A 14,784-nucleotide genomic window follows, 5' to 3' on the forward strand; every position below is an offset into this window, starting at 1 on the left:
AAAAAGAATTATAAACTTTGGCTACGTTTGCCTTTTGAAATTTTTAATGAATTAAGTCGCCGGCGAATAAGCGCTACAATACAGCACAATAATCCGAGCCAAATCAGTGAAAAACTCACCCCTTTCACTTCATCAAACGCTTCATGAAATAAGAATACCGCCAATAAAAACTGAATAGTGGGTTCTATATATTGTGCTAAACCTATAACGGTTAATGTAGTGCGCTTGATTGCAGCAGTGAAGAATAATAACGGCAAAATAGTCACAGGTGCCGTTAAAATATAATAAAAGCGAGTCAGATTATCAGCAGAAGAAAGTGCACTTTCATCTCGAGAAAATAACCAGATGGTAACACCTATAGCTAATGGTATTAACCATAGGGTTTCAATAAATAGCGATGTAATAATATCAAAGCGAATAAACTTTCTGATCAACCCATAAACCGCAAAAGCACCGCCCATCATAATAGCCAATACGGGTAATTCGCCATACATCCACAATTGATAACCGACACCCGCACAGATCAGAATAACCGCACTTTTTTCTGCTGAGTTCAATTTTTCTTTAAGGAAAACCACACCTAATAAAATAGAAAATAAGGGATTAATAAAATACCCCAAACTGGCTTCTAAGACTTGTTGATGAGTTAAGGCATATGTAAATGTACACCACGAAACAGCCATCGCTAATGAGCTAAATAAACACATAAAAATGGAGCGTTTATCTTGAAAGACAGCGTGCCAACGGGTTCTATTTTTTATAAATAAACGAACAAGCAATAATAAAGGAATCGACCAAATAAGACGTTGAGCCAACATCTCTAATGGTTGAGCTCCGGGTAAAAGCCGATAAAACAGAGGGGTTATTCCCCACAGAATATAAGAAAAGATGGCTAATACCGCGCCCGACTGAGCCCACATTTAGCATTCCCTTATAAAAAGTAAATAGGACTAATTATTATACGCTCAAAACCAGAGAAACAATATGATCCAGTACGTTGATTAATGGTTTAGCAAATCAAGACCATATAAAAAAATAAAAAAAAATCTCCATTAATACTTTTGCGAGAAAATATCAATGAAGATCAATATAACTAAAAACCGTAAATAGAAAACTACAGTAAAGAACTACGACCAGAAAACAGGTGAAATTATCTTTTAAAAAATATCACGCACATGTAACGGTGGCTGCTTACTAATAAAATCACGTAATACTTTTCGACTAGGAGCCGCTGCAATAGCGCCTTTTTGCGTTGTTGCTAATGCGCCACAAGCAGCTGCTTGTGTTACAATTTTTGATAAATATTGCTCATCTTCAGCAAAACCATATTCAGCAACCGCGGCTAATAAACCAGACATAAACGCATCGCCAGCACCCGTTGTATCAACACAATCAACCGTAAAAGCACTTAACGCAACTTGTGTATTCGGTGTAAGAACCAAACATCCTTTTGAGCCTTGGGTGATCACTTTTAAACGCGCAGGATATTCTTCTAATTTTTTTAACGCATTATTGAGGGTAATTTCTTGCGTCATCCAAGTGAGTTCATCTTCAGATAATTTCAACACATCCGCTTTATGTGCATAATTATCAATAATCTCGCGCATCTCTTCATGATCTAGCCACATCTGAGGACGCAAATTAATATCAAAACTCAGTAGTGACTCGCTTTGTTTAACTTGTTGTATTGCGCTATCGAGCGTGGTTCGACAAATAGGATTCACCAACGCCAATGAGCAAAAATGCAAAATATCTTTTTCAAATACTGGTAATGACTTATCAGTTAAAAATTGGTCGGCAGATTCTGCAACTAAAAACGTAAAATCACGCTCACCATTCTCTTGCAAAGACACTAGAACCGTACTGGTTCGATGGAGTTCATCAAATTCCATTGCACTAGTATCAACACCAAGATCAAATAGTGTTTTTTGCATAAAGTGGCCAAAGGCATCTTCACCAACACGCCCAATAAAGCCACTTTGTTGACCTAATTTTGCCACTCCAGCAGCTACATTTACTGGTGCTCCCCCTGCACATGCTTCATATTGCATGTTCTGTAGTGGGATTAAGTCAACAACAGCATCACCTAAAGACCAGACTTTCATAATCTCTCCTGAAGATAAGCAATTATTTTTATTCACTATATTCTGTTTTGATTAGTGTTGATAACTAAAAAATGAAGATATTACTCGTAAATCAATACTGATAACGTTAACATAATAAAGTAAGATGATAAAGTAAATCTGCTGTTCCTCCATTTTTTGACATTAAATGTTATCGTTAACATAACAAAATAAAAGCGATAATTTTTACTAGCGCATAACCAAAATAACCTCTGATGCTTAGTAAGATAAGGATAATGATATGAAACAACGTTTAGAACAATCACACGCGGCTTTAAAAACCTTGATTGAAAAACGAGGCAATGATTTTTATCCCTCGTTCCATTTAGCGCCCCCCGCTGGTTGGTTAAATGATCCTAATGGGCTTATTTATCACGATGGTTTATATCATGCATTTTATCAACACCACCCATTTTCTGAACATTGGGGGCCAATGCATTGGGGTCATGCCACAAGTAACGATATGATCCATTGGCAACATCAACCTATTGCACTTGCTCCTGGTGATGATTATGACAAAAGCGGCTGTTTTTCTGGCTCCGCAATTAGTCATGAAGGAAAACTCTATCTTTTTTATACTGGCCACAACTGGCTAGGTGAAGAAGGCGATGATAGCCAAATTTATGAAGCTCAATGTGTTGCTGTTAGTGAAGATGGTATTCACTTTGAGAAAAAAGGCATCGTTTTGCCGCCACCTGAAGGCTATATGCATTTTCGCGATCCTAAAGTGTGGTATCAAGCAGGTAAATGGTGGATGGTTGTAGGTGCTCGTGATGAGAAAGATCAAGGGCAAGTTCTTCTCTTTTCCAGCGAAACGCTGTTTGAAGAAGGTCATCAATGGAATACGCAATACACCGTTTTAGGCAAAACTGATGATAAAAACGTTTATATGTGGGAATGTCCTGATTTTTTCCCTATCAGTAATGAAAATGATTTTGCATTGGTTTTTTCGCCTCAAGGAAAACACGCTGAAGGCTATCAATTTCGTAACCAATTTCAGACAGGTTCTTTAATTGGTAAATGGTCACCAGAAAAGACATTTGATTTACGAGGTGGCTTTCTTGAACTTGATAATGGGCATGACTATTATGCGCCACAATCATTTCAAACGCCGGATGGTCGTCGTGTATCGATGGGTTGGATGGATATGTGGAACTCGCCAATGCCATCAAAAAATGAGTTTTGGGCAGGCTGTTTTACTCTACCTCGTGAAATTATTTTCGATAAACGCCAAAATCGCTTACGTATGATCCCAGTAAAAGAGCTAGAAAGCTTACGTGGCGAAAAAAACACAATTCAGCAAATTAACCTGACAAATCAATCTATTAAATTGATGGATAATGCTCAATCTGTTGAATTAGATCTCACTTGGTCGTTAGACAGCCAAGCGGAAAAATTTGGCCTTTGGCTAGGAAAAGGATTAGAGGTATTTATTGATAAACAATCTAATCGATTAATTATCAATCGTCACTATCCACAATATGACATTAGCGGTTATCGAAGCGCACCATTACCTGCAGGTAGTGAAATAAACTTACGTATTTTCATTGACCGATCATCTATTGAAATCTTTGTAAATCAAGGGGATCTAACCTTTAGCAGCCGATATTATGCTGATCATAATGATCGTCAATTACAACTATTTGCAACGAGTGGAAGTGCTCAACTTATTTCAGGGGAGTATTGGCAGCTAAATAGCATCAATAAATAAATTAACTTTTAAGATGCGCTCATAATATAACGACAAAACGTGAGTCCCTTAAAGGGATTCACGTTCTACTAAATGACAAGGCAGCTGAATGGTATCGCGATGTTTGCGTGCTTGAATAATATGAAGAGTCGCCTCTTTACCTAAATCATAATGAGGTAACTGTACTGTTGTTAAAGGAGGATAAAACAACTCTCCAGTACCAATCATATTATCGAATCCCAACACCGCAACTTGCTCAGGAATTTGTAATCCCATAGAGAGCAGCACTTGGTAAGCCAAAAAAGCAATACGGTCATTACCACAAATTAAGACATCAAAATCTGCTTTTTGGTATGAGCAATGTTTTTTTAATATCTCGATAATATCTCGATAATGCTCATCACCATACAACATTGTATATTGACGTAATGACGATAACGGTAATCCGGCATCGAGCCAAGCATCTTCAACGGCTTTACGGCGAATTGGGCCTGCGACAGATTCTTCAGGAATATAAAAACACAATGGATTACGATAGCCTTTTTCGATAATTTTTTTTATTGCAAAATACTGTCCATGATAATCATCGGGAATATATGTAGGGAAAGCCTGTTCTAGATCCAAACAGTTTGCCAGTACTAAATTTTTATCTCGCAACTTTTCGTGAACAGAGATTTCTCTTAGTCCCATAGTTGTATAGATAATGCCATCGGGTCTTTGTGCTAATAATTGCCATATAGCGCGTTCATAACAATCTTGAGCTGTCAAATTGACCACAAACGAGCTCCAACCAAATTCTCGTGCGGTTTGCTCTATGGACAAAATCATTTCAACAGAAAATGGTGTTGTTGCGGTATCAATAGCAAGCACACCAATAGATGACACTTTGGTACCTTGGCCTCGAATTTTTCGAGCCGAATAATCTGGAACATAGTTCAGTTCATCGATAGCGCTTTGAACCTGTTTTAATGTTTCAGGTTTTAATAACTCAGGGTTATTAATCGCTCTAGAGACTGTCATCAAAGAAACGGATGCGAGTCGTGCGACATCTTTCAGTGAGGCCATAATATTGGCTCGATAGGTTTATGAATAGAGTTAACTAAATAATTGGCCTATTTTACAATAAGTAAAGGGCAAGATCTACCAGCTCAATGATATTGTAACTAAATATTTCAATTAATTTGAACGTCAAAAAACAAATAGCCATATTATTCTTTACGCAGTAATTGAGTTTAATATAGTTAAAAACACTTACGTTAAAAAACTTAGTTACAATTAATAATAGTTATCTGCATTCTCATTATAGAAATAAAATAATCTTATCTATAAAATAGAAATATTGAAACAAAACAAAGTTCTGATATTTTATCTATAATATAATACAGAAGTATTAATCATTTTTAATTTTAAATGTTCTAAATATGGCTCCGTTACGTGAATGTCACCCTACACAAAAAACTTATAAATTAGTCAAATTTAGTTACTCATTCACTCTTAGTTAAGAGCAGAATAAAACCAGGAGCAACATATGGAATCAATAATCCACTTAATCACATTTGAAGATGACAGTACAAAAGTTCAACTTAAAGCTGTACTTTCTTCATTAGCAGCTAATGTGAAAACTTATTCAACAGAACAAGCATTTTTAAAATATTATTTTTCATCAGCCAAAGGAGCACATAAAGAATGCATCATCATTAACACTAAAAATAGTGCATCACCATCAATTGCACTGATTAGAGAGCTAAATAAACTGAAAAACATCATCCCTGTTATTATTATTTCTGGGGATAATGCGATTGAAAGTTGTCGTAGTGCATTTAAATCAGGCGCTTTTGAATATTTAACTAGACCATTGAATGTTAATGAACTTCTTAATATTGTCTCTGAAGCTTTTCTTCATTATGAAAGTGAAGTAGAACAATTTAGAACATATATCTCTTTAAAAGATAAATTTAGTAAGTTATCGAATAGAGAAAAAGAGGTTATGGAAATGATCTTAGACGGAAATACCAGTAAAGAAGCGGCTGAAAAACTTTCTCTTTCTCCTCGAACAGTAGAAGTTCACCGCTCAAACATGTATACAAAGTTAAAAATAAGATCACTACCGCAATTAGTTCAAGAGTATGATTTTTTTAGGAAATATGACTTAAGAACCAATTAATCATTCAGGATTTTTATTTATAAATAGGTTTTTAATTATCTTCTGAGATAACAATACGGCCTGTTTAAACTTCATTAATTTCTATTAATGAGGGTAGCCTGTACTTATAAAAACATTCTATTTTTGATGATTAAAACCGAATATGGGAATAATTCATACACTAGGATCCATTCTAAAATAGAAGGAAGGCAATCTTATTTTGATGCCTCCCCTTCATTAATATTCGTTTAATTTCAAATTACAACAATCGTATATTAAATTTTCACAATCGCTATTATTAATAACTGAGAATAAATTTTTCTTAATAATGACAATATAAGATTAGATAAAGTATTTATTTTGATACAACTCATTACTCCACTTTTAATAAACATAATCCTCCTCATTCTCATTCCTTTATTTATTTTTCTTATTTCACGAAGAAAAATATTAGTGATTAAAAAAGAATACAAATGAAATTGCAATCTCTTTTTTATGCTATAATGAAGCATGCTTATGTACACCTACGCCTATTAAACAATAAATTATTATCAGAAAAATCTAATTTAGATTATTTATTTTTTATTATTGACATAATATAAAAAGGGAAAACAATAACTATTTTTCTTTATATTGGTTTCTATTTTAGAAATTCATTCTCTTTATACTTTAATTTTTGTAATACAAATCTAATCAACTATACTTAATTGGTAGGCATAAAAAGATCATCTATTTAAGAATAACACCCGTAAGTATAACACCTTAATTTGAGATAAGTACTAACACCTATAAAGTTAACTATTCATTATTAATAAATTTTTTACTCTTAATTTGATGACTACGATTAAACCTCATTTTGCATCATAAAAATATTAGATAAACTTATACGTTTATTCTTATACTATTATGGCTCTAATAGAATTATCCTAGTCACTTCCATAATATCCTTTTACAGATAACAATGAACAATCAAGATAAGAATCGCCGCCCTATTAAAGCAAGACAAACTTACTGGGCAACCACTTGTAGTCGCTGGCTACAAAAAAAAGGCGCAACACCCAATGGCATCTCGCTGTTTAGTATTCTCTTCGCTGCACTCGCAGGTATTGCACTATTCTTCGCCTTCTCCGACACTCACTACATCATTCGGGCAAGTTTGTTTATTATCGGTGCTTTAATGATCCAAGGCCGGCTTATATGTAACCTATTAGATGGCATGGTTGCCGTTGAAGGCGGCATGAAAAGCCCTGTTGGTGCGGTTTATAATGAATTGCCAGACAGAATAGCCGACACGCTAATTATTATTGGTGTAGGTTATGGTTTGTCATCCCATTTTCCCATAGCCATTACATTAGGTTGGATTGCTGCATTCTTTTCGGTTATAACCGCTTATGTTCGTGTGTTAGGTGGAAGTTGTGGATTAGAACAACGTTTTACAGGCCCGATGGCAAAGCAACATAGAATGGCGTTACTGACTTTTATTGCTATTATCGCCGCATTTACGCCCATTATTTGGGGAGCATGGTTATTTATGATTGCATTATCGATGATTATCATTGGTGCAGCATTAACCACTATTTTCAGAACCCGTCGGATTTTACGGGATTTATCACAAGGTGCTGATTAATGAAAAATGGCAGGCTTTCTTTCGATGCAAAAATTGTTTCATCTATTCTTGTTTCTATTTGTCGTTTTTTAACAGGAATACGGGCTAAACAAACCTCCCCTATTGCCGATAACACGCCTTGTATTTATTACGCCAATCATTCCAGCCATCTTGATGGTCTGGTTATTTGGTCTTGTCTGGCTCCAGATATTCGTCCTTATATTCACCCTGTTGCTGCGGAAGACTATTGGAATAAAAACCGCCTGCGCCGTTATTTATCACGACGAATTTTTAGGGCCGTACTGATCCCTCGTCATGCAACAAAAATGGCCTTTTCTGAATACCCCACTGAAAGTCAGGAACAAGTCGAATTAACAAAAGAATCATCAACTAATAATGACCTGTCAGCACCAACTCAAAATAAGGTCAATGCACTCGAATTAATGCAAAAAATATTAGACAAAGGTGAGTCTTTGATTATTTTTCCGGAAGGAACACGAGGTAATGGTGAATCTATTCAAGATTTTAAAGCGGGTCTATGGCATTTATCTCGTAAAAATCCGAATGTACAACTCGTGCCCATCTACCTTGAAAATCTAAATCGTGTGTTACCTAAAGGTTCTCGTTTAGTCGTACCGGTTATTTGTAGTGCTTTCTTTGGAGCGCCTATTGAATCAACAACCGAAGAAGAGAGTAAACAAGAATTTTTGATCAGAGCCAAAATTGCACTAGAGGAGTTACACAATGGAACGTATTAGTAATGAAGTATTATGGATTTTTATTGGGCTCTTCTCTTTCTTAATTATCGCGAGTATTACAGGTGCTATTCTTGCGGCAATTAAAGGCAAAACCTCCACTATTGCTAATCTTAATTCGCGGATAAATGCATGGTGGGTTATGTGCATTATTGCCGCTGTTGCTATTGGAATTGGGCAAATTGGTTCTGTTGTACTTTTCACTTTAATATCTTGGCTCGCATTACGTGAACTAATTACTCTAACACCTACACATCGTGGTGATCACGAAGCCCTTTTCTGGTGTTTCTTCGTTATTCTCCCCATTCAATATATTTTAGTTGGTGTGCAATGGTATAACCTGATGGCTATTTTTATTCCGGTTTATGCATTTTTACTTATTCCAACACGTATGGCACTTTCTGGAGATACCAACCACTTTTTAGAGCGCATGGCAAAAGTACAATGGAGTGTAATGATTGCTATTTACTGCTTAAGTTATGCCCCAGCGCTATTAATGTTACCAATAGAAGGTTTTGAAGGCCGTAATATTAATTTATTACTCTTTTTGATGATCGTGGTTCAGGTTTCTGATGTACTGCAATACGTCTTTGGTAAACTCTTTGGCAAACATCCTATCGTGCCAAAATTAAGTCCAAATAAAACTGTAGAAGGCTTTTTCGGTGGCATTATTTCGGCAAGCTTAATTGGTATGATGCTCTGGTGGGCTACGCCATTCTCATGGTGGGCGGCATTTTTACTTTCACTGGTTATTACGCTTGCGGGTTTTGCTGGTGGATTATGTATGTCAGCAATTAAAAGAGACAGTGGTGTAAAAGACTTTGGCACAATGATAGAAGGTCATGGCGGTATGATGGATAGAATGGATTCACTCTGCTTTGCAGCCCCCATTTTCTTTCATGTTATTCGCTATTTCTACGTATAGTTTATATAACGTTTCTTACTATTGATTAAAAAGCAGTACTCATTATCTCATCAATGGGGCTGCTTCTAAAAACATAATAAGTATTATTTAATTAACTCAATGACATATCAACATTATCACCAAATCAATTAAACGTTTGTTTTAATTTTTTACAAAAAATCAAATATTGGTTTTTTGCTATTAAAAACAATTCATTACTGCATAAACTCCTAATTTATTACTCTCTATTCATTCGCTTTATACTCATTGTGATAGCTTAAAACAGTGCTATCTTTTACCCTACTCTCCCTTTTTTATTCTTAAACACAATTTATTATGATTACTTGGTTACTTCTTGCTTTAGCTTTGCTTTTATTAGGGTTCAACCGCACACTTGCACTTATTACTTTAGCAATAACGACAATCAGCGCCTTTTTAACCGGTGTCATAACATGGCCAGCGCTTCCCATTATTGTTGCCACTATTCTGTTAGCCATTGCTTATTATCGTTACCAGCAGCAAAAATTAATCCATGGGATAATTACACTAGCGCTACTCTTAATTGCTTTTGCATTAGCTTTTCATTTTATTCCAGGTTTTAATAACCTTCGTTACCTTTCACATACACCACTAGGACTACATAGCGCTCCATTTTCTTTTTATTTCAATGCAGATAAAGCCTTGTTGCCCTTTATTCTGCTTATTTTTATACCAACTCTTTTTAATCGTTCACCACTAAAAGCAGCATCTACCCGTCAATGGGGAATACTCATTCTTGCTGTTCCAACATTATTATTACTTGCTACAGCACTTGGTGGTTTAGCCATTGAACTCCACTTACCAAATTGGTTACCTGCATTTATTCTTGCGAATCTCTTTTTTGTTTCACTTGCGGAAGAAGCATTATTTCGCGGTACGATCCAACAGTTATTATCGCGTTATCTTCCACCTTATATTGCCTTATTTATTGCGGCGATTATTTTTGGCTTAGCACATTTTGTAGGTGGAATATTGCTTGTTGTCTTTGCATCGCTAGCGGGGATAATTTACGGATTAGCATGGATGTGGAGTGGTAAACTTTGGGTAGCAACCCTATTTCATTTTGCGCTTAATCTGACTCATCTACTCTTCTTTACCTATCCTTTTAAAGTTGCTTAATCACAATATTATTTTTTGTCTTATTCTAATATTTGTTATTTCTTTTTACTTACGTGATTATTTCGCAGGTAAAAAGGAATAACGATATGTGAAGAGAATCACACTATTATGATGCAGATTTTCTGATTTCTCCCATCATAAGATGAAATCTTTGTTAGTATGCTTTATTGCTTATCTTTAAATAATCAAAATTTCATACAATGCACAATAAAAAGTAAGACATCATAAAAATTATTAACACTATAAAGACGTCACTTACATTGTTGCATAGACGATAAAAAAGATAGGTAAGCTTTACTTTATTTTTATTCTTATTTTTTAAGTCAGAATATTTCGCTGATTTTTTCCTCTCATACCATCAGGATAAAAAATATGTTAGATCAAGAAATGATCCGTACTTTTATACAGGTTGCAGATTGTCAAAGTTTTACTAAAGCCGCTGATGTACTTCATAAAACCTCAGCTGCTATTAGTTATCGAATAAAAACGTTAGAGGAAAATATTGGCACTCAATTGTTTAATCGTACCACAAGAACCGTGACATTAACGCCAGCTGGCGAATACCTCTTAGAAAAATGTCGTCAATGGATTGTGTGGTTAGAATCAATGCCTATTGAGCTGCAACAAATGAACGCAGGTGTTGAACACCAGGTTAATATTGTCATTAATAATCTGCTTTATGATCGCACTGCTGTCGCCAGTATGTTGGCTTGCCTACATCAACGTTTTCCATCAACTCAGTTTCATATTACACGCCAAGTTTATATGGGTGTTTGGGATGCGTTAATTAATGAAGATTATCATTTTGCGATAGGTGTAACAGGCAATGAATCCCTTAAGAATAATATTAACATTTGTGCTATGGGAGAAATTCAGTGGCAATTTGTTGTCGCCCCAAATCATCCTTTAGCAAATGTAACGGGTATATTGAGTGACGATCAAATGCGTATGTATTCTGCTGTAAACGTAGAAGATACATCTCGCCACCTTTCTAAGCGTACTGCTTGGCGTTTATCAGGGCAACATGAAATTAGAGTTCCTGATTTACATACTAAACTAGCTTGTCATTTAAAAGGGGTCGGTATCGGATTTTTGCCATTAAGTTTATGCAAACCATTAATTGATAGTGGGCAGTTAATTGCAAAAGAAGTCAAAAATCGACGTCATAATTCGCCACTTTCGCTTGCTTGGTGTGAAGATAAAAAAGGTGCTGTCGTCAGTTATTTAGTTGAACTATTTCAACAAAGTCACCCTAGTGTGCAATCTTTTTATGATCCCTTAAATTAAAAAGGGCAAACCTAAGTTTGCCCTTTGGTTCACACTTTATAACCTTATATAACTGGTTATTTTGCTGGTGTTGCTTCTGGGCTTTCTTTAATAAATAAGCTAGCAACAATACCAACACAAATAAGTATTGCAGCAAAATAGAAACCGGAGTCCATACTTCCTGTTTTATCAGATAAGAAACCGGTAAGCGTTGGTGCGAAAACAGAACCTAACATACCGATACAGTTATAAACACCAAAGGAGGTTCCTAACGCATGGCGCGGTGAGTTATCAGCAACAACAGCAACTAAAACTGGGTTAGTACTAATTTTACCGACGATACCGTAAAGGATCAGTGCACCAATTAATACTGGCATTGATTCTGACATCGGTACCGCAAGAATTGCCACTAAAGACAGTGGTAACATCACTAACAATACTGGCTTACGGCGACCTAATTTATCTGAGATCCAGCTAAATATTAATGAACCCGGAATAGCAAACCAAGGCATTAATGATGCGATAGTTGAGATTTGTGTTCCTGTAATGCCACGCTCTGTTTCAAGGTAGTACGGCAACCATGTTACTAATACAAAGAAGCCATAAATTGAACAGAAAATAGTGATGTAAGCTAGGTTAATATTACGGTTACCAAACAAGTCTTTAAAAGTTAGTTTAGTTTTTTGTTTTGGCGCATCAGGATCTGTGGAAGACGCTTTATTTTTTGGCTTATCTTTAATAATCCATAACATCATCAGACCAATGATAATAATTGGTACACCAATAATATAGAACGGCGCACGCCAACTCATCCCCATCTCACCAACAGAAATACTAGAGATGTAGTAACCAATTGATAGACCAAATGCCATACCACTATTGATAATCGCACTACCTAATGTAATACGATGTTTTGGTATCGCTTCTGATGATAAACCGTACTGAGGACCATAGTAGAAACCTTGGAAAACCCCAACCATAACCCATGCGAACATAAAGGTTACATAAGTCGGCATCATACCCGCGATCATGGTGAAGCCACCAAATAAGATCACACCAGTAACTAATACTTTTTTCTTACCTAAATAATCACCAATCATGCCTGATGGAATATTTAATGCAGTATATCCGATAAAGAAGATACTCATAATTGAACCAAGTTGTGCTTTGGTTAAATCAAATTCAGCACCAATATTAACCATCAATGGCCCAACAATTGCGCGGCTACCATAAAGCGCAATCCAACCAAAGAAGAAGATAATCGTCAGCTTGACCCAATAAGGGACCTTGCCTTTACTCTCATTCACTTGTGCATCGTTCATAATGACGCTCCTGAAAGAATTTCTTATTAAGACTTATAAATTAAAGTGCCAGACTGACCTTCAATAACTTGTTGGATGTTTTGTAATGCACCAATATGAGCCTGTTGCCCTGTTGCATTAACAAAATCACTGACAGCCATGATTTTTGGTCCCATTGCGCCATCAGCAACTGCCATTGGTGCAAGCTCTTCTGGTGTTGCTTCACGAATAGCCGCTTGTTCTGGTGTTCCCCAATTTTTATAAATAGCATCTGCTTCTGTTAAAATAACAAAATGCTCTGCATCTAATTCACGAGAAATTAAAGCTGCAGTTAAATCTTTATCAATAACAGCTTCACTACCAATAAATTCGTTATTAGTATTATTAACTGGAATACCGCCCCCACCACCACAAATAACAATATGACCTTTATCTAATAAAAGTTTTACTGCATCAATATCAATAATCTTTTTCGGTGTTGGTGATGGCACTACACGACGATAATGTTTCCCATCTTGTTTAAATGTCCATTGATACTTCTCGATTAATTGCTCCATATTTTCTTTATTGTAAATAGGACCGATAAATTTACTTGGGTCATTAAACGCTTCATCATTAATATCAACTGAAACACGCGTCATTACTGTGGTAATTGCTTGTTCTGGATGATGTTGATTAATCTTTTGCATCATCATATAACCAATCATACCTTGGCTTTCTGCAACCAAGATATCCAATGGATACGCAGGAACTTCTTGATAAGCAAGGTTTTGTAATGCAAGCAAACCAACCTGAGGCCCATTACCATGTACTAATACAACACGATACTCTTGCGCTAATTTATTAATTGTCTCTGACATCAATTCAATATTTTTATATTGATTCTCTGCAGACAAAACTTCTCCGCGTTGCAATAATGCATTTCCGCCTAAAGCAATAACAATTGTTTTCATAATTATCCGTATCCGAATGTTTATATAAATTCTTTTATTAAAAAAATTAATCAATATGCTGTTGTTGTTTTTTAGTTTGGTAACCAATCCATAATCCCAGTAAAGTATCTGCTCCTGAATGATGACCAATAGAAAGTATTTCCAACATATCCTTAAAAATAATCTCTTTATTTTTTATTTTTTTACCTAATTGAATGAGATAGGTAGAAAATATTCCCTGTGTGGCATATTCCAAATAATGTTTACTGACAATGGTTGTTAATAAAGATAAAGGCGGTGTGTCATTAAAAAAATGACTAAGACTTTTCTCTGGTTCAGTTAAATAATGTGCAAATAACATTCCCACCAGCATATCATCTGAACTTGGCGTTAAACCTGGGCCCTTCCCTGTAAAAATTGCCCAGTTAACCGCATTGCCTGCCAGCTGGTTATGAAATAGCTTAGTTAGTAATCTAATTTCACTAATTTGTGCGATTTGACGATAATTTTTCAAAGGACCATAAAGCCCTGTTGCTATCGCTGGCGATAACAGAGAAAAAAAGCTCTCTAACCAACGCAAATCTAAATCCGCTTTATCTTGTAATTTCAAATACTCAGTACGACCGGAAATTACAGTTAATTGGTTTGCTAATGTCGCCTGATTATTTTTTATCTTCATCATCACCGAGGGATGGCATTGTTTTGCTAGATGGTCAAAATCATCTTGCTCAAGTAACCATCCCATCGGGCTTAATCCTCTTCCTTCACGATGAAAAGTGATTAAGCGTTGCTGAGGGCAAATGAAATTCAGTGCATGGTCATAAATTCCCACACATTTAATGTCACCTTCAAAATCAGTGATATGCTGACTGGTTTGAAGTGCCTGAATTTGCATACTGCCCCCTT

At 35.7% G+C, this 14,784-nt stretch carries 13 protein-coding genes; 7 read left to right on the plus strand and 6 right to left on the minus strand.

The window, feature by feature from the left end; translation table 11 throughout:
- Window positions 1–8 precede the first annotated feature (8 nt).
- Together rarD and PH4a_RS03230 are read right to left on the minus strand one after the other, a co-directional pair.
- Entirely contained in the window at window positions 9–920 is a 912-nt protein-coding gene (gene rarD / locus PH4a_RS03225; protein WP_129037717.1) for an EamA family transporter RarD, read from the minus strand.
- A 237-nt stretch (window positions 921–1,157) separates the two neighbouring features.
- Entirely contained in the window at window positions 1,158–2,105 is a 948-nt protein-coding gene (locus PH4a_RS03230) for an aminoimidazole riboside kinase (protein ID WP_129037719.1), read from the minus strand.
- A gap of 259 nt (window positions 2,106–2,364) precedes the next feature.
- Here PH4a_RS03230 and PH4a_RS03235 point away from each other — a divergent pair, with 259 nt between their 5' ends.
- Window positions 2,365–3,834, plus strand: coding sequence for a glycoside hydrolase family 32 protein (locus PH4a_RS03235; protein WP_129037721.1), 1,470 nt, complete (start codon window positions 2,365–2,367; stop codon window positions 3,832–3,834).
- A 48-nt stretch (window positions 3,835–3,882) separates the two neighbouring features.
- Here the strand turns inward: PH4a_RS03235 and PH4a_RS03240 are convergent, their stop codons facing one another.
- Entirely contained in the window at window positions 3,883–4,878 is a 996-nt protein-coding gene (locus tag PH4a_RS03240) for a LacI family DNA-binding transcriptional regulator (RefSeq protein ID WP_129037723.1), read from the minus strand.
- A gap of 463 nt (window positions 4,879–5,341) precedes the next feature.
- On the opposite strand from PH4a_RS03240, the gene PH4a_RS03245 reads away from it, so the two are divergent.
- The 6 genes from PH4a_RS03245 to allS all read left to right on the plus strand — a co-directional run bounded on the left by PH4a_RS03245 (window position 5,342) and on the right by allS (window position 11,666).
- Window positions 5,342–5,977 (plus strand): response regulator transcription factor, encoded by a 636-nt coding sequence (locus PH4a_RS03245; RefSeq protein ID WP_129037725.1) that lies wholly within the window; start codon window positions 5,342–5,344, stop codon window positions 5,975–5,977.
- Window positions 5,978–6,917: 940 nt separating this feature from the next.
- Complete coding sequence (locus PH4a_RS03250; RefSeq protein WP_129037727.1) at window positions 6,918–7,583, plus strand: CDP-alcohol phosphatidyltransferase family protein; 666 nt, start codon at window positions 6,918–6,920, stop codon at window positions 7,581–7,583.
- The gene (locus tag PH4a_RS03255) at window positions 7,583–8,320 is read left to right on the plus strand and encodes a lysophospholipid acyltransferase family protein (protein ID WP_129037729.1); all 738 of its coding nucleotides are present in this window, start codon (window positions 7,583–7,585) and stop codon (window positions 8,318–8,320) included. Before PH4a_RS03250 ends, PH4a_RS03255 begins: the two co-directional genes overlap by 1 nt.
- Window positions 8,307–9,242, plus strand: coding sequence for a phosphatidate cytidylyltransferase (locus tag PH4a_RS03260; protein ID WP_064720902.1), 936 nt, complete (start codon window positions 8,307–8,309; stop codon window positions 9,240–9,242). The genes PH4a_RS03255 and PH4a_RS03260 overlap by 14 nt, the downstream gene beginning before the upstream one ends.
- A gap of 315 nt (window positions 9,243–9,557) precedes the next feature.
- Complete coding sequence (locus tag PH4a_RS03265; protein WP_129037731.1) at window positions 9,558–10,379, plus strand: CPBP family intramembrane glutamic endopeptidase; 822 nt, start codon at window positions 9,558–9,560, stop codon at window positions 10,377–10,379.
- 372 nt (window positions 10,380–10,751) lie between these two features.
- A complete protein-coding gene (allS, locus tag PH4a_RS03270) occupies window positions 10,752–11,666 on the plus strand; it encodes an HTH-type transcriptional activator AllS (RefSeq protein WP_129037733.1) in 915 nt (304 codons plus the stop codon).
- Between the two features lie 56 nt (window positions 11,667–11,722).
- Here allS and PH4a_RS03275 read toward each other — a convergent pair whose 3' ends face one another.
- Genes PH4a_RS03275 through PH4a_RS03285 form a run of 3 tightly spaced genes read right to left on the minus strand, consistent with a single transcriptional unit; the run spans window position 11,723 to window position 14,773 of the window.
- Window positions 11,723–12,967, minus strand: a complete 1,245-nt coding sequence (locus tag PH4a_RS03275; RefSeq protein WP_064720905.1) for an MFS transporter — start codon at window positions 12,965–12,967, stop codon at window positions 11,723–11,725.
- Between the two features lie 26 nt (window positions 12,968–12,993).
- Window positions 12,994–13,899 carry a carbamate kinase gene (locus tag PH4a_RS03280; protein ID WP_129037735.1) on the minus strand — a complete coding sequence of 302 codons (906 nt, stop codon included), beginning with the start codon at window positions 13,897–13,899 and terminating at the stop codon, window positions 12,994–12,996.
- A gap of 46 nt (window positions 13,900–13,945) precedes the next feature.
- Window positions 13,946–14,773 (minus strand): oxamate carbamoyltransferase subunit AllH family protein, encoded by an 828-nt coding sequence (locus PH4a_RS03285; protein ID WP_129037737.1) that lies wholly within the window; start codon window positions 14,771–14,773, stop codon window positions 13,946–13,948.
- Window positions 14,774–14,784 lie beyond the last annotated feature (11 nt).

The organism is Proteus hauseri (genome assembly GCF_004116975.1).
Lineage (GTDB): Bacteria > Pseudomonadota > Gammaproteobacteria > Enterobacterales > Enterobacteriaceae > Proteus > Proteus hauseri.

What these genes read in the sequence shown, in the direction of transcription:
- rarD (WP_129037717.1), bottom strand. Translation starts at nt 920, where the DNA reads ATGTGGGCTCAGTCGGGCGCGGTATTAGCCATCTTTTCTTATATTCTG.
- PH4a_RS03230 (WP_129037719.1), bottom strand. Translation starts at nt 2,105, where the DNA reads ATGAAAGTCTGGTCTTTAGGTGATGCTGTTGTTGACTTAATCCCACTA.
- PH4a_RS03235 (WP_129037721.1), top strand. Translation starts at nt 2,365, where the DNA reads ATGAAACAACGTTTAGAACAATCACACGCGGCTTTAAAAACCTTGATT.
- PH4a_RS03240 (WP_129037723.1), bottom strand. Translation starts at nt 4,878, where the DNA reads ATGGCCTCACTGAAAGATGTCGCACGACTCGCATCCGTTTCTTTGATG.
- PH4a_RS03245 (WP_129037725.1), top strand. Translation starts at nt 5,342, where the DNA reads ATGGAATCAATAATCCACTTAATCACATTTGAAGATGACAGTACAAAA.
- PH4a_RS03250 (WP_129037727.1), top strand. Translation starts at nt 6,918, where the DNA reads ATGAACAATCAAGATAAGAATCGCCGCCCTATTAAAGCAAGACAAACT.
- PH4a_RS03255 (WP_129037729.1), top strand. Translation starts at nt 7,583, where the DNA reads ATGAAAAATGGCAGGCTTTCTTTCGATGCAAAAATTGTTTCATCTATT.
- PH4a_RS03260 (WP_064720902.1), top strand. Translation starts at nt 8,307, where the DNA reads ATGGAACGTATTAGTAATGAAGTATTATGGATTTTTATTGGGCTCTTC.
- PH4a_RS03265 (WP_129037731.1), top strand. Translation starts at nt 9,558, where the DNA reads ATGATTACTTGGTTACTTCTTGCTTTAGCTTTGCTTTTATTAGGGTTC.
- allS (WP_129037733.1), top strand. Translation starts at nt 10,752, where the DNA reads ATGTTAGATCAAGAAATGATCCGTACTTTTATACAGGTTGCAGATTGT.
- PH4a_RS03275 (WP_064720905.1), bottom strand. Translation starts at nt 12,967, where the DNA reads ATGAACGATGCACAAGTGAATGAGAGTAAAGGCAAGGTCCCTTATTGG.
- PH4a_RS03280 (WP_129037735.1), bottom strand. Translation starts at nt 13,899, where the DNA reads ATGAAAACAATTGTTATTGCTTTAGGCGGAAATGCATTATTGCAACGC.
- PH4a_RS03285 (WP_129037737.1), bottom strand. Translation starts at nt 14,773, where the DNA reads ATGCAAATTCAGGCACTTCAAACCAGTCAGCATATCACTGATTTTGAA.